18 protein-coding genes are annotated in these 20521 nt (G+C 65.9%); 7 read left to right on the top strand and 11 right to left on the bottom strand.

Annotated elements, in window-relative coordinates:
* Positions 1–6 precede the first annotated feature (6 nt).
* The 3 genes from CAL19_RS00415 to CAL19_RS00405 all read right to left on the bottom strand — a co-directional run bounded on the left by CAL19_RS00415 (position 7) and on the right by CAL19_RS00405 (position 3177).
* A complete protein-coding gene (locus CAL19_RS00415; protein WP_038852575.1) occupies positions 7–435 on the bottom strand; it encodes an ATP synthase subunit I in 429 nt (142 codons plus the stop codon).
* Between the two features lie 200 nt (positions 436–635).
* Positions 636–2216, bottom strand: a complete 1581-nt coding sequence (locus tag CAL19_RS00410) for a DUF1254 domain-containing protein (protein WP_026640856.1) — start codon at positions 2214–2216, stop codon at positions 636–638.
* 184 nt (positions 2217–2400) lie between these two features.
* Positions 2401–3177, bottom strand: coding sequence for an enoyl-CoA hydratase (locus CAL19_RS00405; protein WP_026640855.1), 777 nt, complete (start codon positions 3175–3177; stop codon positions 2401–2403).
* Positions 3178–3221: 44 nt separating this feature from the next.
* Between CAL19_RS00405 and CAL19_RS00400 the strand changes: the two genes are divergently transcribed.
* Positions 3222–4985 (top strand): M61 family metallopeptidase, encoded by a 1764-nt coding sequence (locus CAL19_RS00400; protein WP_094795740.1) that lies wholly within the window; start codon positions 3222–3224, stop codon positions 4983–4985.
* A gap of 783 nt (positions 4986–5768) precedes the next feature.
* Here CAL19_RS00400 and CAL19_RS00395 read toward each other — a convergent pair.
* Positions 5769–6665, bottom strand: coding sequence for an NAD(P)/FAD-dependent oxidoreductase (locus CAL19_RS00395; protein WP_094795739.1), 897 nt, complete (start codon positions 6663–6665; stop codon positions 5769–5771).
* A 114-nt stretch (positions 6666–6779) separates the two neighbouring features.
* On the opposite strand from CAL19_RS00395, the gene folB reads away from it, so the two are divergent.
* Together folB and ttcA are read left to right on the top strand one after the other, a co-directional pair.
* Entirely contained in the window at positions 6780–7139 is a 360-nt protein-coding gene (gene folB, locus CAL19_RS00390; protein ID WP_026639828.1) for a dihydroneopterin aldolase, read from the top strand.
* 9 nt (positions 7140–7148) lie between these two features.
* Positions 7149–8120, top strand: coding sequence for a tRNA 2-thiocytidine(32) synthetase TtcA (ttcA, locus tag CAL19_RS00385; RefSeq protein ID WP_094795738.1), 972 nt, complete (start codon positions 7149–7151; stop codon positions 8118–8120).
* A 46-nt stretch (positions 8121–8166) separates the two neighbouring features.
* On the opposite strand, the gene CAL19_RS00380 is transcribed toward ttcA, so the two are convergent.
* Genes CAL19_RS00380 through apaG form a run of 5 tightly spaced genes read right to left on the bottom strand, consistent with a single transcriptional unit; the run spans position 8167 to position 12805 of the window.
* Positions 8167–9123 (bottom strand): D-2-hydroxyacid dehydrogenase family protein, encoded by a 957-nt coding sequence (locus tag CAL19_RS00380; RefSeq protein ID WP_094795903.1) that lies wholly within the window; start codon positions 9121–9123, stop codon positions 8167–8169.
* A 27-nt stretch (positions 9124–9150) separates the two neighbouring features.
* On the bottom strand, positions 9151–9915 hold the full coding sequence (locus tag CAL19_RS00375; RefSeq protein ID WP_094795737.1) for a DsbC family protein: 765 nt from the start codon (positions 9913–9915) through the stop codon (positions 9151–9153).
* A gap of 18 nt (positions 9916–9933) precedes the next feature.
* Complete coding sequence (locus tag CAL19_RS00370) at positions 9934–11103, bottom strand: UbiH/UbiF family hydroxylase (protein WP_094795736.1); 1170 nt, start codon at positions 11101–11103, stop codon at positions 9934–9936.
* Entirely contained in the window at positions 11100–12395 is a 1296-nt protein-coding gene (mltA, locus tag CAL19_RS00365; protein WP_026639823.1) for a murein transglycosylase A, read from the bottom strand. The genes CAL19_RS00370 and mltA overlap by 4 nt, the downstream gene beginning before the upstream one ends.
* Positions 12396–12430: 35 nt before the next feature.
* Positions 12431–12805, bottom strand: a complete 375-nt coding sequence (apaG, locus tag CAL19_RS00360) for a Co2+/Mg2+ efflux protein ApaG (protein WP_026639822.1) — start codon at positions 12803–12805, stop codon at positions 12431–12433.
* A gap of 100 nt (positions 12806–12905) precedes the next feature.
* Here apaG and rpe point away from each other — a divergent pair, with 100 nt between their 5' ends.
* From rpe to trpE, 3 genes are all read left to right on the top strand, one after another.
* Complete coding sequence (gene rpe, locus CAL19_RS00355) at positions 12906–13637, top strand: ribulose-phosphate 3-epimerase (protein ID WP_026639821.1); 732 nt, start codon at positions 12906–12908, stop codon at positions 13635–13637.
* A gap of 8 nt (positions 13638–13645) precedes the next feature.
* Positions 13646–14383, top strand: coding sequence for a phosphoglycolate phosphatase (locus tag CAL19_RS00350; protein WP_026639820.1), 738 nt, complete (start codon positions 13646–13648; stop codon positions 14381–14383).
* Positions 14384–14643: 260 nt separating this feature from the next.
* Positions 14644–16164, top strand: coding sequence for an anthranilate synthase component I (gene trpE, locus CAL19_RS00345; protein ID WP_026639819.1), 1521 nt, complete (start codon positions 14644–14646; stop codon positions 16162–16164).
* Between the two features lie 60 nt (positions 16165–16224).
* Here trpE and pntB read toward each other — a convergent pair whose 3' ends face one another.
* Together pntB and CAL19_RS00335 are read right to left on the bottom strand one after the other, a co-directional pair.
* Positions 16225–17634 (bottom strand): Re/Si-specific NAD(P)(+) transhydrogenase subunit beta, encoded by a 1410-nt coding sequence (gene pntB, locus CAL19_RS00340; RefSeq protein WP_094795735.1) that lies wholly within the window; start codon positions 17632–17634, stop codon positions 16225–16227.
* 18 nt (positions 17635–17652) lie between these two features.
* The gene (locus CAL19_RS00335) at positions 17653–19257 is read right to left on the bottom strand and encodes a Re/Si-specific NAD(P)(+) transhydrogenase subunit alpha (RefSeq protein ID WP_094795734.1); all 1605 of its coding nucleotides are present in this window, start codon (positions 19255–19257) and stop codon (positions 17653–17655) included.
* A 691-nt stretch (positions 19258–19948) separates the two neighbouring features.
* Between CAL19_RS00335 and CAL19_RS00330 the strand changes: the two genes are divergently transcribed.
* Positions 19949–20521, top strand: coding sequence for an anthranilate synthase component II (locus CAL19_RS00330; RefSeq protein ID WP_026639816.1), 573 nt, complete (start codon positions 19949–19951; stop codon positions 20519–20521).

The raw sequence follows: 20521 nt of genomic DNA, 5'->3' as shown, positions 1-20521 counted from the left end.
AAGCAGCTATGACAACTTGCGGAACATTAACAACAGGAGATAGCCCTTGAGCGTGAAGACCAGCCCGAGCAGCACAGCCGGCCATACCAGCCAGTTTTGCGCCACACGCGACAGCAGCCACAACAGCAATGCCGTCATGAGCAACTTGGCCGCCTCGCCTAGGAAAAAAGTAACAGGATTGGCTCGACCCGACTTGAGCACGTTGACGAGCAGACGCAATGCAAACAACGCATTGGGTACGAAATACGCACCCGCCCCCGCCAACGCCGACAACCCGGCCGCCTTACCCGCAATGATCCCTGCAATTAATGCCGCCGCGAGCCCCATGGCCCCCTGCGCCGCCAATGCCCACAAGAGCCCCCGGCAAGCCTGAGCATCGAGCGCCGCGCGATCGGCTTCGGTAAGCACCGGATTGTGTTGCACCAGGCTTTGCATCAGGCTTCCCCGCTCTTGCGAACACACATGCGCGACAGGTTTGCCATGTGTTTTTATCCCGCAAGCGTCAAACCCGTAGAGTATAGCGTGATTCGATTTGACCGAGCAAATAAAGCTGCCGGCCCGCACCAATATTTGGTGCGGGCCGGCAGCTGCGGCAGCGGGGCGCCGGATGACGCCCGGCCGGGGTGTGCCGAGGGTTAGTCTTCCCGGACCGGCGGCGGAGCCCACTGGCCGTCGAGCGCGATGTCCTGGGGCCAATACAGGCGCATGTTGAGCATGAAGTTGCCCTGGTCGGGGGCGGGCAGCCAGTTCTGCGACTTGCCGGGGCCCGGATCGTCGCGCTGAATGTAAATATCGAGCGAGCCGTCGGCGTTGTATTGCAGGGGATCGGTGCTGCGCAGCGCATAGCGGCCCTTGCGGTTGGGCGCCAGGCCTTGTTGGGCGTTATACAAGGTCAGCGACCACGACGCATTGACGGGCGGCAACTGCCCCTTGTCGAAGTGCAGGACGTACTCTTCGTTGCTATCGAGCAGCTCACCGTCTTCGTCCACGGTGGTTATGGGATACAGGGCGTCATGCGGCGTGGTGGCGCCCAGCCCGGCGTAGGCAACCGCGGCCCGGCGCGTATAGTCGGTGCCGTATGAACCGATGCCATGCAGCACGGTGTTCCAGCCGTTCAGGGGCGTGCCCATGCGCGCAACCGCGTCCGCGATGCGGCGGCCCGCCACGGGACGCGCGTCCGCCAGCGCCTGTTGCACCACCGGATCCAGGTTCGAATACACGAAGGGCTGGGGGCCGGCCAGGCCGATGCGACGCAGGCGCGACAGTATGGCGTTGTCGTTCGCGTGCGGCGGGTTGGCCTGCAGGAGCTCGGAAAACACGGTGAAGAATGTGGCCGGGTCCATGGCGGCGACTTGCTGCCCCGGCGTGCCCTGAGTGTCCCAGGTGACCGAGGACGCCGGTTGCACAGGCGCGGGCGGCGGCAGAGCCGACGCCGCCCCCACTGGCGAATACCCCGGGCTGGCCGGGCTCTGGGGCCAGACTGCCGGCTTGGCCGCCCCGGGCCGCGGCGGCGTGGCCGGCGCCGGCGGAGCCACCGGCAACGCAGTGGCCGTCAGCCCCGCCTGGAACTGGTTGACGGCCGCATATTCATGCGGCCCCCCAGCCTGGATGCGCGCGATCAGCCACCCCATGTTGGTGGGGCTGCGCACGACGTCCATGCCTGCGGGCGCGATGCCTTGCCAATGCGGACCCACAAGCACAAACGTTTGCTCGCCGTTGCCCGTGGTGCGGGTACCGCGCGAATCGAATTCGTCGGTCCACATATCCAGCAGCGACAACGCGTAATAGCGGCCGCCCGAGGCGGGCACGCGTATGACCAGGGGCTGCCGGGATACGTCGTACCACAGGCTGGAATACAACATGTCGGTGCTGGGCCAGGCGACGTCTGTGTTGCCCGGATCCGGGAAGACCGTCCGGTGGCCGAACTGGTTCATGGGCGCCTTGCCGGCCAGCGCATGCTGCACCTGGGTCGAACTGCGGCGCGTGGCCTCCATCAAGACCAGCGGATAGGCGTACAGATACGCATCTACTGCGGTATCGCGCAGTTCCTGGGCAGAAAGGGGCGCGCTGGAGGCCACGGCAGGCGTTTCGGAAACCAGCCGCAGTGTGTGGCGAGGCTCCTGGGCGAGCGCAGCGCAGGCAAAGCAGGCTCCCAGGGCGCCCGCCAGAGTGGCGGTGCGCCAGCGGCGGGCGGGAATGGACGGGCGACAATGCATGAGGGGCTCCTTGTTCGTATTGGCAAATGAGCCGGCCGCCTGCTGCCAGGCGGCCACCTTCCAACATAACGCCGTTACAGAATAGGCTCGGACACCGCAACAGTGTGCGACGTAAAAGTTACAGCGCGAAACCGGGTGTGGACCGCGCGTACCCTTGCCCGGGCGCCCCCTGCGCCCGCCGGATTTACTTGTGCTGGAACGCGGGCGGACGCTTTTCGACGAACGCCGCCATGCCCTCTTTCTGGTCGGCCGTGGAAAACAGCGAATGGAACACCCGGCGCTCGAACAGCACGCCCTCGTTCAGCGGCGATTCGTACGCGCGGTTGACGCATTCCTTGGCCATCATGACCGAGGGCAGCGACATCGATGCGATGACGGTGGCGGCGTCAATGGCCTCGTCGAGCAGCTTGTCGGCAGGCACGACCCGCGAAACCAGGCCGGCACGCTCGGCCTCTTCGGCTTTCATCAGGCGGGCGGTCAACACCAGGTCCATGGCCTTGGCCTTACCCACCGCGCGCGGCAGGCGCTGCGTGCCGCCCGCGCCAGGGATGACGCCCAGCTTGATTTCCGGCTGGCCGAAGCGGGCCGAGTCGGCGGCAATGATGATGTCGCACATCATGGCTAGTTCGCAGCCGCCGCCCAGGGCATAGCCCGCCACCGCGGCAATGACCGGCTTGCGCACGCGTTTGATGGTTTCCCAGTTGCGCGAGATGTATTCGCTGGCGTACACGTCCATGTACGACCAGTCTTTCATGGCGCCTATGTCGGCACCGGCCGCAAAGGCCTTTTCGCTGCCGGTGATCACGATCGCGCCGATACCGTCGTCGGCGTCGAAGGCCAGCAGCGCGGCGCCCAACTCGTCCATCAGCTGATCATTGAGCGCATTGAGCGCCTTGGGGCGGTTAAGCGTCAACAGCCCGACCCGGCCGCGGGTTTCGACCAGCACAAATGATTCGCTCATGGAAGTCTCCTGGAAAATCGTGTTTGGGAAAGTAAGATACCGCAATGGACAAACCCGTAATTTACCGCCTTGAGCCTTACGACCCCGCCGGCCACCGCTACCGCGTCACCTTGACGGTGCCCGAGCCGGACTCCGCCGGCCAGCGCCTGGCATTGCCCGCCTGGATACCCGGCAGCTACCTGATCCGCGATTTTTCCCGGCAGATCGAAACGCTGCACGCCCGTGCCGGCGGCCGCGCGGTTGCCGTAACCAAGATCGACAACCATACCTGGCAGGCCGCGCCTTGCGAAGGGCCGCTGCAGGTCGAGTACACGGTCTACGCCTGGGACCTGTCGGTGCGCGGCGCGCACCTGGACGAAACGCACGGATTTTTCAACGGCACGAGCGTATTCCTGCGCGTAGCAGGCCGCGAATCGGCGCCCTGCCTGCTCGACCTGGAGCCCCCGCGGGGCATCGATGGCTGGAAGGTCTATACCAGCCTGCCCGAAGCGCGCGGCTACGCCGGCGCGGCACGGCGCCACGGTTTTGGCCGCTACCTGGCTCCCGATTACGACGCCCTGATCGATCACCCCGTGGAAATGGGCACGCCACAGGTGGCGCGCTTTACCGCGCATGGCGCGGAGCACGAGCTGGTGTTCACCGGCGTGGCGCCGCGGCTGGACCTGGCGCGCATCGCCGACGACGCCCGCCGCATCTGCGAAGCGCAGATCGCACTTTTTGAACCTCGCAGCAAGCGCGCGCCGTTCCTGGACAGCAGCGACCGCTATGTGTTCATGACCATGGTGGTGGGCGACGGCTACGGCGGCCTGGAACATCGCGCCAGCACGGCACTGATGGCCTCGCGCAAAGACCTTCCCGTGCAAGGCCAGCAAGGCCAGGGCGATGGCTACCGCGGCTTTCTGGGGCTGCTCAGCCACGAATATTTCCACACCTGGAACGTCAAGCGCATCAAGCCCGCCGCCTTTGCGCCCTATTCGTTGCAACAGCCGGCCCTGACGCGCCTGCTTTGGGTATTTGAAGGCTTTACGTCGTATTACGACGACCTGATGCTGCTGCGCTCTGGCACGGTAAGCCTGGCCGACTATCTGCGCCTGCTGGCCAAGACCATCACCAGCGTGGCGCGCACGCCAGGGCGCCACAAGCAATCGGTGGCCGAAAGCTCGTTCGACGCCTGGACGCGCTACTACAAGCAGGACGAAAACTCGCCCAACGCGCTGGTGAGCTACTACACCAAGGGTGCGCTGGTGGCGCTGGGCCTGGACCTGACGATCCGCCGCGAAAGCGGTGGGGCGGCGTCGCTGGACGACGTGATGCGGCTGCTGTGGCGGCGCTACGGCCGGGATTTTTATCGCGGCAAGCCGGTGGGCGTACCCGAAGACGCACTGCCCGCGCTGGTGCGCGAGGCCACCGGCGTGGATGTGCGCCGCTTTGTGGCGCGATACGCCTACGGCACGGCCGACGTGCCGTTGGCCGAACTGCTGGCGCCACATGGCATCGGGCTGCAATGGAAGGCATCCCTGAACATCCCGTCGCTGGACGTGCGCACGCGCAAGCAGGCAGATTCCCTGGTGCTGGCCACGGTGCTCGAAGGCGGAGCGGCACATAAGGGCGGGCTGGCCGCCGGCGATACCCTGGTGGCCATCGACGGCTTGCGGGTGGATGATTCGGCCGGGCTGGAACAGTTGCTGGCCCAGTATCGACCGGGCGACCGCGTTACCGTGCACGTGTTCCGCCGCGACGAACTGCGGGCCTTTACGGTGCGGCTGGCGCCGCCGGCCGCGCTGGATTGTGTGCTGACTGCCAAATAGCGGAAGGCGCGGTTTGGGCCGTCCAGCGTCCTGCCCGGCCCAGGGAGAAGACACTGCAGTAACGGCGCCTTCTGCCCGCCGTCGGTGTCTGACACCCTTCGGGAGTCAGACACAGCAGTAACGGCGCCTTCTGCCTGCCGTCGGTGTCTGACACCCTTCGGGAGTCAGACACTGCGGTAACGACGCTTTCTACCTGCCGTCGGTGTCTGACACCCTTCGGGAGTCAGACACTGCAGTAACGGCGCCTTCTGCCTGCCGTCGGTGTCTGACACCCTTCGGGAGTCAGACACTGCGGTAACGACGCCTTCTGCCTGCCGTCGGTGTCTGACACCCTTCGGGAGTCAGACACTGCAGTAACGACGCCTTCTGCGTGCCATCGGTGTCTGACACCCTTCGGGAGTCAGACACAGCAGTAACGGCGCCTTCTACCTGCCGTCGGTGTCTGACACCCTTCGGGAGTCAGACACTGCAGTAACGACGCCTTCTGCCCGCCGTGGGTGTCTGACACCCTTCGGGAGTCAGACACTGCAGTAACGACGCCTTCTGCGTGCCATCGGTGTCTGACACCCTTCGGGAGTCAGACACTGCAGTAACGGCGCCTTCTGCCTGCCATCGGTGTCTGACACCCTTCGGGAGTCAGACACTGCAGTAACGGCGCTTTCTGCCTGCCAACGGTGTCTGACACCCTTCGGGAATCGGACACTGCGGTAACGGCGCCTTCTAGGTGCCACTGGTGTCTGACTCCCGGAGGGTGTCAGACACCTCGCGCGGATACGGCTGCCTTTATGCTGCGCCGCGTTCGTGGCGGCGCTGGATGGCTTTGGCGGCGACCACGCCGTCGGCCATGGAGGTCACCACGCAGGGATGCATGCGGTTGGCCACTTCGCCTATGGCGTACACGCCCGCCACGCTGGTCTCGGCCGTGGCCGGGTCGGTGTGGATGTAACCACGCGGATCGCGCTGCAGGCCCAGGCCATCGGCGAAGGCGGCTTGCGGCTCCCAGCCGTAGAACACCAGGATCAGGTCGTACGCCTGGCCGTTGACGGTGCGCGCCACAGGATCGACCACATATTGGCCGACATGCACGCCCTCGTTGCCGGCGCGCGCCACCCATTGCTGCTGGGCGCGCACGGTGCGTGCGTACAGATGTACTTCGCCTGCGCCGCGATTGCGCACGTAGACGAAATTCTCGAACGCGTTATCGCCGCCGCCCAGCACCGCCACCGACTGGCCGGTGTAGTCCTGCGCCATGATGGCCGAGCCCGGACCGACCAGCACGCCGGGCCAGGAGGCGTCCGCGGGCCGGCCCGGCAGGCCACGAGCACGCACACCGGAGGCGATCACCAGCGCACGCCCTCGCGCCTGCATTGCCTGGCCCCCTGCCTCGAGTTCCACGTCAAAGCCCCCGTCGCGACAAACCACCCGGCGCGCCACCGTGTTCAGCCGCGTGGCCACCCCGGCGGCCCGCACGCTGCGGGCAATATTGGCTGCGACCTGCTGGCCCGTGACGTCGGGCAGCACGGCGATCCAGTCATCGTTGAACGGGTTGTCGTGGGCAAGCCCGCCGGGTTGCGCGGCGGCCTCGACCAGCAGCGCATCCAGGCCCAGCCGGGCAAGCCAGATGGCGCAAGAGGCGCCGGCCGGGCCGCCGCCCACGATCACTGCGTCGTATTGCTGCATGAAACTCGTCTTCCGTAAGGCTTAGCATTGCGCCGCCCGCGGCACATCAGCCCGGATTGTAGCCAGCCGCGCCGCCCGCCTTACAATCCCGTTTCTGTCTTTTAGGTATTCATCATGCCTACACGCCGCATCATCCTTTCCGGGCTGGCACTGGACGCCCGTATCGGCATCCTTGAACACGAACGCCGCGCGACCCAACCCCTGCATATCGACGCCGAATTCGACGTCGACATCACGCGCACGGTCGACGATCACGATATCCACAGCGTGCTCGACTATCGCCGCCTGCGCGAAGCCATTGTCGAAGAATGCACGCAGGCCCACGTCAACCTGATCGAAACACTGACGGAACAGGTGGCGGCGCGCCTGTTGCGCGACTTCGACGAGGTGCGGGCGCTGCGCCTGCGCATCAGCAAACCCATGGCGTTCTCCGACTGCGCGGCCGTGGGCGTCGAAATACAGATCAACCGCTAGGCTCCTGTCATGCAAGACCTTGTCGACACCGCCCCCGTGGCGCGTACTCCCGCCGAAGAAAAGATCCGCCACGAGGGCAATAAGCTCAGCAAACGCCTGGCGCGCGAAACCACCCGCGCGATCTCCGACTACAACATGATCGAGGAAGGCGACCGCGTCATGGTGTGCCTGTCGGGCGGCAAAGATTCGTATTCGCTGCTCGACATCCTGATCAATCTGCGCAAGAGGGCCCCCTTTTCGTTCGACATCGTCGCGGTGAATCTCGACCAGAAGCAGCCCGGCTTTCCGGCCGATGTCCTGCCCAATTACCTGAGTTCGCTGGGCGTGCCCTTTCACATCGAGACACAGGACACGTATTCGATCGTGACCCGGGTCATTCCCGAGGGAAAAACCATGTGTTCGCTGTGTTCGCGGCTGCGGCGCGGCATCCTGTACCGGGTGGCAAGCGAACTGGGCGCCACCAAGATCGCGCTGGGCCACCACCGGGACGACATTCTTGCGACGTTTTTCCTGAACCTGTTCTACGGCGGCAAGGCCAAGGCCATGCCGCCCAAGCTCGTGTCGGATGACGGCCGGCATACGGTGATCCGCCCCTTGGCCTATGTGCCCGAGAGCGACCTGATCGCCTACGCGGCATTCAAGCAGTTTCCCATCATTCCGTGCAACCTGTGCGGCTCGCAGGAAAACCTGAAGCGGCAAGAAGTGGGCCGCATGATCCGCGAGTGGGACCGCCGGCATCCCGGTCGTTCATGGAACGTGTTCAATGCGCTGTCGCGCATCGTGCCGTCGCACTTGATGGACCGCGACCTGTTCGACTTCGCGGGCCTGAAGCCCACCGGAGTGCCCGATGCCGGCGGCGATACGGCGTTCGACCACATCGACCCGTCGGAACCCGCGACGCCGCATGGCGGCGCCGGCGCGGGCTGCGCCGACAATGAACCCGCACTGACCGAGCAGAAAGTGATGTTCGAGCGGCGCTAGGCGGCCGCGCCGGCCGCCCCGCTGTCAGGCGACTATTACGGGATTTTTACGCGTTGAGAACGCGTATGGGGTTGCCGGCCATCCAGGCCTGCACCGCTTCTAGGGCGCTGCGGTAGAACACCGTGAAGTTCTCGGGGCTGACATACCCCAGATGCGGCGTAAGCACCACGTTGTCCAAGGCGCGCAGCGTATCGGTGGCGGGCAGCGGCTCTTCGGGATACACATCCAGGCCGGCGCCGGCCAGCCGGCCCTTGCGCAGCGCATCCACCAGGGCGTCTTGATCGACCAGACCCGCGCGCGACGTATTCACCAGGAACGCGGTGGGCTTCATGGCGGCCAGCGCAGCGACGTCCACGACCTGGCGCGTGCTTTCGCTCAGGACCAGGTGCAGGCTGACCACATCCGCGTTGGCGAAGAGCTCGTGCTTGGATGCGAACCCGACGCCAGCGGCCTGCGCACGCTCGGGCGTCAGGTTGGGGCTCCAGGCCAGCACCTGCATGCCGAAGGCCTTGCCCACCTGGGCCACCGCGGCGCCCAGCTTGCCCAGCCCCACCACGCCCAGGCACTTGCCTGCCAGCGGCTGGGGCATGCCGGTCTGCCACAGGCCCCGCCGCATATTGGCGTCTTCGATGGTCAGGTTCTTGAACAGCGCAAGGATGTGGGCCCAGGCCAGTTCGGCCGTGGCCGTATTGGCGTCCGCGCTGCCCGGCGCCCCGCAGACGACCACGCCGCGATCACGGCAGGCATCCATGTCGATGGCCAGGTTGCGCATGCCCGTGGTGATAAGCAGGCGCAACCTGGGCAGGGCATTGACCAGTTGCGCGGGAAACGGGGTGCGCTCGCGCATGGCGACGATGACATCGAACGGCTGCAGCGCTTGCACCCGCGCGCTTTCGGGCAGGTAGTCGCGAAACGACTGCACCTGGACGTTGGCGCCCAGCGTGCTCCAGTCGGCGTAGCGTTCGGCCACGCCGTGGTAGTCATCCAGCAGCGCGACCTTGATGGCATCGTCATTCACGGCAAGCTCCGGTTATTGGCCCAGACGGGCCTCGATCATTTCAAGCGGCGCAGCGCCGTTGAGGCGGCTGCCGTCCTCGAAGAAGATGGCGGGCGTGCCGCGCACCATCAGCTTCTGCCCCAGCGCCAGCACCTGCTGGATAGGCGCGTCGCATTCGGCGCTCGGCGGCGTCTGGCCGCGCAGCATCCAGTCTTGCCACACCCGAGCCTGGTCCTTGGCGCACCAGACGTTGCGCGACTTGGTCGTGGAATCGGGCGTCAGCACCGGATACAGGAAGGTGTAGATGGTCAGGTTGTCGACGTCTTGCAGCGTCTTGTGCAGTTGCTTGCAATAGCCGCAGTTGGGGTCTTCGAAAATGGCCATCTTGCGCGACCCGTCGCCGCGCACCTGCTTGACGGCCATGTCCAGCGGCAGTTCGTCAAACGCCGCCGCACCCAGCTTTTCCTGGCGCTCCCGCGTGACGTCGCGCCGCGTGGCCGCGTCGATGAGCGGGCCTTCCATCACCCAGGTCACGTTTTCGTCGGTGTAGACCAGCTCGGTGCCCAGCTGCACTTCGAAAATGCCATAGGGGGTGCGGCGCACGGCCGTCACACTGAGTTCGCCGAACCGCTGCGCGAAGCGATCTTTGACGGCCTGCGCGGCCGGATCCGCGACAGATTCGGTGGAATAAACCTTGTCCTGCTGCGCAGCGGGCGCCTGCGCCCACGCGCTGCCCGCCAGGGCCAACCCCACCGCGCATGCGGCGCCGGACAAGACTGCGGAAATTCGGAAGTTCATGAGTACTCCTGGCCCGGCTTAATTGCGCGAGGCCCCGTTGATCAAATAGCGCTTCAGGACGGGCGCGGCGTCCACCCATTGCATGCCTGCATTGCGCAGCCAGGCCAGCGGCGCCGCCCGAGCGCCAAACAGCCGGTAAAGGCCGTCGGTAGCCAACCGCATGGCCAACACCGACTCGGCGCGGGCGCGCTGGTAGCGGCGCAACACCCGCGGGTCGCCGGCCGTGCGGTAGGGCTCGCGCTCTGCCACGATGCGCGCCAGCGCTTCGACATCGCCCAGCCCCAGGTTCAGGCCCTGCCCCGCCAACGGGTGCACGCGATGCGCGGCATCGCCGGCAAGCGCGATGCCCGGCGCCGTCATTTGCGCCTGATCCAGCGTCAGCGGAAAACCGTGCACCTTGCCGCGCAGCGTCAGGCGGCCCAGCCGCCCGTGCGAAGCCTGCGCAAGCATGTCTTGCAGCCGATCGGCCTGTTCTTGCGGAGCCAGCGCCTGCAACGCCGCCGCCTGCGGGTTGTGCATGGACCACACCATCGATACCTGCGGCCCCGCCGACGTATCGGGCAGCGGCAGCAGCGCCAGCACGCCGTCGTCGCGGAACCACTGGAAAGCCGTGCCATGGTGCGGGCGTTCGGCGTCAAGGTGCGCCACCAGGCCCGTGTCTTCGTATGGCACTGATTTGTGCGCAATGCCGGCCGCGGCGCGCAGGGGCGAAGAAGCGCCATCGGCGCCCACGAACAGCTCGGCGCGCAGCCACTGCCCCGAGCTGGTTTCCACCGCGCCATCGCGGTACCCCACGCAACGTTCGGGCAACCACGGAATCGCGAACATGCGCACGGCCTGGATCAGCACGCGTTCGATTTCACCGGACTCGACGATCCAGGCCAGCTGCGGCTGCGCCGCATGCCAGGCATCGAGGTCGACCCGGCCGTCCGCGTCGCCATGGATTTCCATGGCCTGCACCGGCGTGATGCGTGCGGTCGGAAGGGCGTCCCAGATTCCCAGCCCGGCCAGGAACTTCTGGCTGGCCGGCGATATGGCATAGACACGCGGATGATAGGTATCGGGGTCGGCGGCGGGCACCGTCGATGCAGGCGCCAGCAACGCGACGCGCAGCCCGCGACGCGCCAGCGCCAGGGCGCTGGCCAAACCAATAATGCCGGCGCCGCAAACGACTATCTGGTGAGTCATCGCGCGCTGGGCTCCCCTGCCTGCCGGGGCCACAGCACCCACATCTGGCCGCGCTGTTTCATGCGGCCCGCCAGGGCGCCGGCCTCGTCGCCATATCCCCAGTAAAAGTCGGCCCGCGCGGCGCCGCGGATGGCGGCGCCGGTATCTTGCGCGAATACCAGGCGCCGCAGCGGCCGGTCGGAGGCCGGCCACGTCGTGGCCAGGTACACCGGCGCACCCAGCGGCACGAAACCGGCGTCCACGGCAATGGAACGACGCGGCGCCAGCGGAATGCCGTAGGCGCCCTTGGGACCGAGCTCGGGGTCGGTGACGGCCTCTTCGCGAAAAAACACCACAGCCGGATTGGCATTGAGCATTTCGCGCACGCGCTGCGGATTGCGCTGCGCCCAGGCCCGTATATTCTGCATCGAAGCCTGGTCGGCGCCCAATTCGCCCTTGTCGATCAGCCAGCGTCCGATGGATGCATAAGGCTGGCCGTTGTGGTCGGCATACGCCACCCGTATTGTGGTGCCCGCGTCCGGCCCGTCGGTCAGCAGCACGCGGCCGGATCCCTGCACCTGCAGGAAAAAGTTGTCGACGGGGTCGTCAACCCAGACGATGGCCGGCGGCTTGCGGTTCGACGACTCAATGGCGGCGCGCGTGTCGTAGGGCACCACCCGCTTGCCGACCAGCTTGCCGCGCACCCGCTTGCCGGCCAATTCCGGGTATACCGCGCCCAGGTCGATGGTGAGCAGATCGTCGGGCACGGCGTAAAGCGGCCACTGGTACACCCCGCCCTGCCGCCGCGACCCGCGCACCAACGGTTCGTAGTAGCCCGTGACCGTGTTGGCGGCCGGGCGGCCGTCGGCGCCGCTCAGGCGCCAGGGCTGCAGATGCGTCTGCACGAATTCCCGCACCGTGGCGGCGTCGAGGGGATCTTGCCCAAGATCGGCGGCGGCCGCGCAAACCGGCTGCCAGACCCGTGGCGCGGCGCGCGCCGGCGCGGCCAGGTTGCCGCTGGTGGGCCGCATCAGCCCCTTGCAGTTGCGGATGAACAGCGGCCACAGCTGAGACAGGTCGTCGGCCGACCAGCCCGGCAGGTCGGCCCAGTTTGCCCGCTGGAAGCGCCCGCCCAGCGCCCGCGCGGGCGTGTCCGGCAACGCCGACAGCGGCGGCACGACCAGCGGTCCGGTTACAGATGGCGCGCCCGGCGAGGCGGCCGGCGCCTGCTGGCCCGGCTCGGGCGGAACTTGCGTCAGGCTGCATGCCGCCAACAGCGGCGGCATGCACAACAGGCTCAGTAAACGCTTCATGTACAAATACGGAAAAATGCCGGCATGCCGCCGTGTCAGTGCAGCGTGCGGGGCATGGCCAGCAGGAATTCGGGGATGGGCACCTCGAACGGAATTCCGTTCTCGCCCACGCAATGGTAAGTACCCCTCATGGTGCCCACGGGGGTGTTCAGCGGACAGCCGCTGGTGTATTCGAAGGTTTCGCCGGGAGCCAGCAGCGGCTGCTGCCCCACTACCCCCAGGCCACGCACTTCGTGGACACGCTGGTCGCCGTCCGTGATGATCCAGTGACGGCTGATGACTTGCGCAGGGTGCTCGCCGGTATTGGTGATGCGCACCGTGTAGGCGAACACATACTGCTGTTCGGCGGGATCGGATTGCTCGGGCACGAAAACCGGAGCAACGGTGACGGTCAGGTCGTAGGGTTTCACGGGCCTTTCCCGATGAGCGCTGGTAAAGGGAGCCTGCCGCGGGCGGTTGTAACCGGACCGGGCGGCATTCTGGTACGGCAAACTACAATAATGGCACATTATGCCCGCGGAAACCCCGATCATCATGCCTACTGCGTCTCAGGCCGCCACTCGTATCGCGCCCAGTATCCTGTCTGCCGACTTCGCCCGCCTGGGCGAAGAAGTCCGCAATGTCGTCGACGCCGGCGCCGACTGGATCCACTTCGACGTCATGGACAACCATTACGTTCCCAATCTGACCATCGGCCCCATGGTCTGCGCCGCAATCCGGCCGCACGTGCAGGTGCCTATCGACGTGCACCTTATGGTCGAGCCGGTCGACGAACTGATTCCCCAGTTTGCCAAGGCGGGCGCCAACATCATCACCTTTCACCCCGAAGCCTCGCGCCATGTGCACCGCACCCTGTCGCTGATCCGCGACCACGGCTGCCAGGCCGGCCTGGTGTTCAATCCGGCCAGCTCCCTGGACGCCATGGACCACGTCATGGACCTGCTCGACGTGGTGCTCCTGATGTCGGTAAACCCCGGCTTCGGCGGCCAGAGCTTCATTCCCGGCACGCTGGCCAAGCTGCGCGATGCGCGGGCGCGCATCGACCGCTGGACGCAACAGGGCGGCCAGCCCATCCTGCTTGAAGTCGATGGCGGGGTGAAAGTCGACAATATCGCGCAGATCCGCGCCGCCGGGGCAGATACCTTCGTGGCCGGTTCGGCCATTTTCGGCAAGCCCGATTACGCCGCAGTCATCCAGGCCCTGCGCGACGAAATCGCGAAGGCCGGCACCCTGACCGCGTGAGGCCCGTCATGACCACATTCCACGCCGTTCTGCTCGACCTGGACGGCACCCTGCTCGACTCGGTGCCCGACCTGGCCCATGCCGCCAACGCCATGCGCATCGAATTGGGCATGCCCCCCCTGCGCGAAGACGTAATCGCCACTTTCGTGGGCAAAGGCGTCGACAACCTGGTGCGCCGAGCGCTGGCCGGCTCGCTGCACGATGCCGAACCCGACCCCGAACTGTTCGCCCGCGCCCGCGCATCGTTTTTCCGCCACTATCACCTGGTAAACGGCGACAAGGCGACGGTATTCGACGGCGTCATCGAAGGACTGAAAGCGCTGCGCGACCAGGGCCTGAAGCTGGCTGTCGTCACCAACAAGCCCACCGAGTTCACCCTGCCGCTATTGCAGCGCACCGGCCTGGCGGGCTTTTTCCAGGAAGTGGTGTGCGGAGACACCTGCGCGCGCCGCAAGCCCGACCCCGACCAGATGCTGTACGCCTGCGAGCGCCTGGGCGTGGCCCCGGCGCAGGCCGTGGCGATCGGCGACTCGGTCAACGACGCACTGGCGGGCCGCGCCGCCGGCGTGCAAGTGCTGGCCGTGCCTTACGGCTACAACGAAGGGCAGGATGTGCACAGCCTGGATGTCGATGGTATAGTTGCCGGCATCGTCGAAGCCGCCCAGTGGATCGCACTCTGGAACGCCGACCGCACCAAGGGCCAGCCCGGAAATCCGGCAGCCGCCCTGGATGGCGCGGCCTCCTGATCCCGGCGCTTTGCCTCCAGCGCAACAAGCAGATTTTTCTCATCAATGATCGCCTGCCCCAAGACCTTCCAGCACAGCGCCGCGTGGCGCTGGTGGCGTTGGTCTTCCGGGTGGCGATGATTCCCTTCCCGGCCCTGGACGCGTTTGCCGACTAGTGCCGAAGCTGTACGAACACAGCGCCTAAGCCCGGACCCATCACTGGACCGGGCTTTTTTGTTGCGTGCCCGGCCCGTAGCCCCCAAGAAACCTGCGAGACCCCCATGACCGAAATTGAATTCAAAGCACTGGCAGCACAGGGATACAACCGCATTCCGCTGGTGGCCGAAACCTACGCCGATCTGGATACGCCGCTGGCCATCTATCTGAAACTGGCCCACAGCGGCGCGCAGGGCGGGCGCATGAGCTGCCTGATGGAATCGGTGGTCGGCGGCGAGCGCTTCGGACGGTATTCGTTCATCGGCCTGCCGGCGCGCACTGTGATCCGGGCCGAAGGCACCACCACCGAAGTGTTGCGCGACGGGCAGGTAATCGAGACGAACCAGGGCGATCCGCTCGCTTTCATCGAGCAGTACCAGGGCCGCTTCAAGGTAGCCGTGCGCCCCGGCATGCCCCGGTTTTGCGGCGGCCTGGCCGGTTACTTCGGCTACGACACGGTGCGCCACATCGAACCGCGACTGGGCCCGGCCACCAAGCCGTTTCCGGCCGGCATGCAGGGCGGCACGCCCGACATCATGCTGATGCACGTCGATGAACTTGTGATCGTCGACAACCTGGCCGGCCGCACCTACCTGATGGTGTATGCCGACCCCTCGCAGCCCGAGGCCTATAGCCGCGCGCAGCAGCGCCTGCTGGATCTGCGCGCCAAACTGCGTCGCCCCGTGGACATTCCCTACAGCCACGCCAGCATGCAGACCGAAGAACGGCGCGACTTCAAAAAGGAAGACTACCTGGCCGCCGTGCGCCGCGCCAAGGAATACATCGCGGCGGGCGACCTGATGCAGGTCCAGGTCGGCCAGGTGATCGCCAAGCCGTTCCGCGACTCGCCGCTGTCGCTGTACCGCGCGCTGCGCTCGCTGAACCCGTCGCCCTATATGTATTTCTGGAACTTCGGCGACTTCCAGGTGGTGGGCGCGTCGCCCGAGATCCTGGTGCGGCAGGAACAGGTCAGCGACAACGGCACGCCCAAATCGCAGATCACCATTCGTCCGCTGGCCGGCACGCGCAAGCGCGGCGCCACCCCGGAACAAGACCTGGCGCTTGCCGAAGAGCTGCGCGCGGATCCGAAAGAAATCGCCGAACACGTCATGCTGATAGACCTGGCGCGCAACGACGTGGGCCGGGTGGCCGAAGTGGGCTCGGTAAAGGTCACCGACACCATGACGATCGAACGCTATTCGCACGTCATGCATCTGGTGTCCAACGTGACCGGCGCCCTGAACCCGGGCATGAGCAGCATGGACGTGCTGCGCGCCGCCTTCCCTGCCGGCACGCTCACAGGCGCGCCCAAGGTGCGCGCCATGGAAATCATCGACGAACTCGAGCCGGTGCGCCGCGGCATCTACGGCGGCGCGGCCGGCTACCTGAGCTACGGCGGCGAAATGGACGTGGCAATCGCCATCCGTACGGGTGTCATCAAGGATGGCACGCTATACGTGCAGGCGGCCGCGGGCATTGTGGCGGATTCCGACCCCGAGCTCGAATGGGCCGAAACCGAGGCCAAGGCCCGCGCCGTGCTGCGCGCCGCCGAACAGGTGCAGCACGGGCTTGACGAGCCCATCTGACGCGGCGCGTGCGGGCGCTCGCCTGCCGCCGCACGGTGGCGGCAGGCGCGAGCGCCTTCGTTACGCCTTCAGGGCGCCCAGCACTTCGTCCAGCATCTGCTTGGCGTCGCCGAACAACATGCGGTTGTTCTCTTTGTAGAACAGCGGGTTGTCCACCCCGGCATACCCCGACGCCATGGACCGCTTCATCACGATGGAATTGCGGGCGCGCCACACTTCAAGCACCGGCATGCCGGCAATAGGGCTGCCCGGGTCTTCTTGCGCGGCGGGGTTGACGATGTCGTTGGCGCCGATAACGATGGCCACATCGGTATCGGGGAAATCGTCGTTGATCTCGTCCATTTCCATCACGATGTCGTACGGAACCTTGGCTTCGGCCAGCAGCACGTTCATGTGCCCCGGCATGCGGCCGGCCACCGGATGGATGGCGAAGCGGACATCGACGCCTTTTTCGCGCAGCGTGCGGGTAATGTCGTTGACGGTGTGCTGGGCCTGCGCCACCGCCATGCCGTAGCCCGGCACGATCACCACGCTCTTGGCCTCGCGCAGCATCTCGGCGGTTTCGGCGGCGCCGATGGGGGTGACTTCACCCTGTTGCTCGGCCGCATCGCCCTTTTTGGCGGACGAAGCGCCCGACCCGAAGCCGCCGGCGATCACGCTGATGAAATTGCGGTTCATCGCGGTGCACATGATGTACGACAGAATCGCGCCCGAAGAACCGACCAGCGCCCCCGTGACGATGAGCAAGTCATTGCTCAGCATGAATCCGGTGGCGGCCGCCGCCCAGCCCGAATAACTGTTGAGCATGGACACCACCACCGGCATGTCGGCGCCGCCGATGGCCATGACCATGTGCACGCCGAACAACAGGGCGATTGCCGTCATTACCAGCAGGGGCACCATGCCGTCGGCCACCGAATCGGCGCGAATGAACTCACGCCCGAACCAGATCACCACCAGCAGCGCGGCCAGGTTCAGCCAATGGCGCGCCGGAAGCAGCAGCGGCCTGCCGCCGATGCGGCCATTGAGCTTGCCGAAAGCGATCAGCGAACCCGAGAACGTTACCGCGCCGATCAGGATGCCGACATAGATCTCGATTTCGTGGATGACTTTCTCGGCGCCCTGGAGCTGCAACGAGGTATCGACGTAGCTGGCAAACCCCACCAGGCAGGCGGCCAGACCCACCAGGCTGTGCATCAGGGCCACCAGTTCCGGCATCTGGGTCATTTTGACGATCCGGGCGGCGTACAGGCCTATGGCGCCGCCTATGACCAACGCTGCCACGATCCAGGCAATGCCCGATGCATCGACACGAGGCCCGAACACCGTGGCCAGCACGGCCAGGGCCATGCCGAAAATACCGAACCAGTTTCCGCGCCGCGAGGTCTCGGGGTTGGACAGCCCTCCCAGGCTCAGGATGAACAAGATGGCGGCGCCCAGGTACGCCACCGTAGCAAGACTTTGGGACATGATGTTCTTCTCTACTTATTATTTACGGAACATGGCCAGCATGCGGCGGGTGACGGCGAAGCCGCCGAACATATTGACGGCTGTGAGCACCAGCGCAATGAACGCCAGCCAGCGGATCAATTCGTCGGGCCGGCCCGCCTGCCCCGCGTCGGGCGATGCAATCTGCACCAGCGCGCCGATGGCGATGATGCTGGAAATGGCGTTGGTCACACTCATCAGCGGGGTATGCAGCGCGGGCGTGACGTTCCACACCACCATGTATCCGATGAAGCAAGCCAGCACGAATACCGTGAAATGGCCCAGGAAGGCGGCGGGCGCATAACTGCCGATGAACCAGAAGGCAACGGCAGCTGCCGCGAAAATGCCCGCCACCGCCTTGGCCGGCAGCGGCCCGGTGGCGCCGTGGCCATGCCCGCCGGGCTTCGCCGCAGGCGCGGCGGCCGGCTTGGCCGGCGGGGTCGCGGCGGGCTTCAGCGGCGGCGCGGGCCAGGTGACTTCGCCCGCGTTGATGACGGTCAGGCCGCGGATCGCGTCGTCTTCCATGTTGACCACTGCCACGCCATCCTTTGCCTTGCACAGCTCTTCGGCCAGGCGCAGCAGGTTGGTGGCATAAAGGGTGGACGACTGCTTCGCAAGGCGCGACGCCAGGTCCGTATAGCCGATGATGGTCACGCCATGGCGCACCACGGCCTCGCCCGGCACGGTAAGCTCGCAATTGCCGCCCTGCTCGCCGGCCATGTCCACGATCACGCTGCCCGGGCGCATCGAGCGCACCATGTCTGCGGTAATGAGCTTGGGGGCCGGCTTGCCGGGAATCAACGCCGTGGTGATGACGATGTCGGCGTCCTTGACCTGCTCGGCATACATCGCCCGCTGAGCCGCCTGGAAGCCCTCGCTCATGACCTTGGCGTACCCGCCGCCGCCCGAGCCTTCTTCTTCGTAGTCGACCTTGACGAACTCGCCACCCAGCGACTTGACCTGGTCGGCGACCTCGGCCCGCGTATCGTTGGCGCGCACAATGGCGCCCAGGTTCGCGGCCGTGCCGATGGCGGCCAGCCCGGCCACGCCGGCGCCGGCGACAAACACTTTGGCCGGCGGAACCTTGCCCGCCGCCGTGATCTGCCCATTGAAGTAGCGCCCGAAGGCGTTGGCGGCCTCGATCACGGCGCGGTAACCGCTGACGCCTGCCATCGAGGTCAGCGCGTCCATTTTCTGTGCGCGCGACAAGGTGCGCGGCAGGCTGTCGATGGCCAGCACCGTCGCCTTCCTGGCGGCCAGCTGCTGCATCAGCTCCGGATTCTGGGCCGGCCAGATAAAGCCCACCAGCATGCCACCTTCGCGCATGAGCGACACTTCGTCGGCGGTGGGCGGGCGCACCTTGAATACGATGTCGGACGCGCTCCACAGCGCGGCAGCCCCGTCAATGATCTCGGCGCCCGCCTCCCGGTAGGCGTCGTCGCTGAAATTGGCGGCTTCCCCCGCCCCGGATTCCACCGCTACCTGGAACCCCAGCTTGACCAGCTTCGCGACGGCATCGGGCACCGATGCGACGCGCTTTTCCCCGTCAAAGGTTTCGCGCGGAATCCCGATGCGCTGCGCCTGCGGTGTCGATTGAGCTTGCATACACAACATCCTCAAGAATTGCATGGCATCGCCCACTGCCACAGGCGAGCCGATGCACACAATGCCGCATGGGATGCGACGTTGATTGGTATTTTGTTGATTTTCGGTGGATCGATGACTGCGGACAGGGACTTCCGGGATCGCCGGAAACGACACGCCAGCCGTACTGTGTTCAGCAGCAGAAGCTTACATGCTTATGAGGCTTCCGCGCACCAAAATCGCGCATGATGACGCAACTTGCGAGTCCCGTGGCAACTTGCGCGCAGTCGTTCCGCGCTGCGGAAACCGGCATGCATTCGAGCAGGGCCGGATGTGCCGGAGCGCGCCACGCATGGTAATATTCCCCTCACTTGTGGCAACTTGCCGCAACCAACGAACATCCGGTCGGCCATGACCCGTATCACATCGATCAATATTGCTAAGTGGTGGCGCTTCCAATAGGAAGCGGCACGTTGCTGCGGTTCCCGAACCGCACCTTGCCGCCGTACCGGCAGGCAAGGTTTAGCAGAATGGCACTCCGGCACGGCGGCTCCAACACCCAAGGAGACCTGCCCAATGCCCGTACTCTTGTTCCCCGCAGTCACCCATGATCGCCCCTTCCCAGGGTGGCGCCGGGCGGGTTCGCTCGCGCCCAAACCCTTGAAATTCCACAACAAAACACTCCCGCTCGCTGCCACGCACAGGAATCGCCATGTCTAGATTGCTGATGATCGATAACTACGATTCCTTCACGTACAACTTGGTGCAGTACTTTGGCGAGCTGGGGCAGGATGTGCAGGTCGCCCGCAACGACCAGATCACGCTCGACGAAATCGCCGCGCTGCGACCCGACCGCATCTGCGTGTCGCCGGGCCCCTGCTCACCGGCCGAGGCCGGGGTGTCGGTGGCCCTGATCCAGCGTTTTGCCGGCCAGGTGCCCATCCTGGGGGTATGCCTGGGCCACCAGGCCATCGGCGCGGCCTACGGCGGCGACATTGTGCGGGCCCCCCAGATCATGCACGGCAAGACCGTGCAGATCACGCATCGGGGCACCGACATTTTCGCGGGGCTGCCCTCGCCATATACCGTCATTCGCTACAACTCGCTGACGATCGCGCGCGATACGCTGCCCGACTGCCTGGAAGTGACCGCCGCCGCGCCCGATGGCGACATCATGGGCGTGCGCCACAAGACACTGCCGGTATACGGCGTACAGTTTCACCCCGAGTCCGTGCTGAGCGAGCATGGGCATGACCTGCTGCGCAACTTCCTGAACATCCAATAA

Source organism: Bordetella genomosp. 7 (genome assembly GCF_002261265.1).
Classification (GTDB): Bacteria; Pseudomonadota; Gammaproteobacteria; order Burkholderiales; family Burkholderiaceae_B; genus Bordetella_A.
This window is presented reverse-complemented; position numbering and strand designations above follow the sequence as displayed.

Bases quoted from the DNA above. Each gene is read 5' to 3' on its own strand.
- CAL19_RS00335 (WP_094795734.1), bottom strand. From the start codon at position 19,257: ATGCAAGCTCAATCGACACCGCAGGCGCAGCGCATCGGGATTCCGCGC.
- trpE (WP_026639819.1), top strand. From the start codon at position 14,644: ATGACCGAAATTGAATTCAAAGCACTGGCAGCACAGGGATACAACCGC.
- ttcA (WP_094795738.1), top strand. From the start codon at position 7,149: ATGCAAGACCTTGTCGACACCGCCCCCGTGGCGCGTACTCCCGCCGAA.
- mltA (WP_026639823.1), bottom strand. From the start codon at position 12,395: ATGAAGCGTTTACTGAGCCTGTTGTGCATGCCGCCGCTGTTGGCGGCA.
- rpe (WP_026639821.1), top strand. From the start codon at position 12,906: ATGCCCGCGGAAACCCCGATCATCATGCCTACTGCGTCTCAGGCCGCC.
- CAL19_RS00370 (WP_094795736.1), bottom strand. From the start codon at position 11,103: ATGACTCACCAGATAGTCGTTTGCGGCGCCGGCATTATTGGTTTGGCC.
- CAL19_RS00350 (WP_026639820.1), top strand. From the start codon at position 13,646: ATGACCACATTCCACGCCGTTCTGCTCGACCTGGACGGCACCCTGCTC.
- CAL19_RS00375 (WP_094795737.1), bottom strand. From the start codon at position 9,915: ATGAACTTCCGAATTTCCGCAGTCTTGTCCGGCGCCGCATGCGCGGTG.
- folB (WP_026639828.1), top strand. From the start codon at position 6,780: ATGCCTACACGCCGCATCATCCTTTCCGGGCTGGCACTGGACGCCCGT.
- pntB (WP_094795735.1), bottom strand. From the start codon at position 17,634: ATGTCCCAAAGTCTTGCTACGGTGGCGTACCTGGGCGCCGCCATCTTG.
- CAL19_RS00330 (WP_026639816.1), top strand. From the start codon at position 19,949: ATGTCTAGATTGCTGATGATCGATAACTACGATTCCTTCACGTACAAC.
- CAL19_RS00395 (WP_094795739.1), bottom strand. From the start codon at position 6,665: ATGCAGCAATACGACGCAGTGATCGTGGGCGGCGGCCCGGCCGGCGCC.
- CAL19_RS00405 (WP_026640855.1), bottom strand. From the start codon at position 3,177: ATGAGCGAATCATTTGTGCTGGTCGAAACCCGCGGCCGGGTCGGGCTG.
- CAL19_RS00415 (WP_038852575.1), bottom strand. From the start codon at position 435: ATGCAAAGCCTGGTGCAACACAATCCGGTGCTTACCGAAGCCGATCGC.
- CAL19_RS00400 (WP_094795740.1), top strand. From the start codon at position 3,222: ATGGACAAACCCGTAATTTACCGCCTTGAGCCTTACGACCCCGCCGGC.
- CAL19_RS00410 (WP_026640856.1), bottom strand. From the start codon at position 2,216: ATGCATTGTCGCCCGTCCATTCCCGCCCGCCGCTGGCGCACCGCCACT.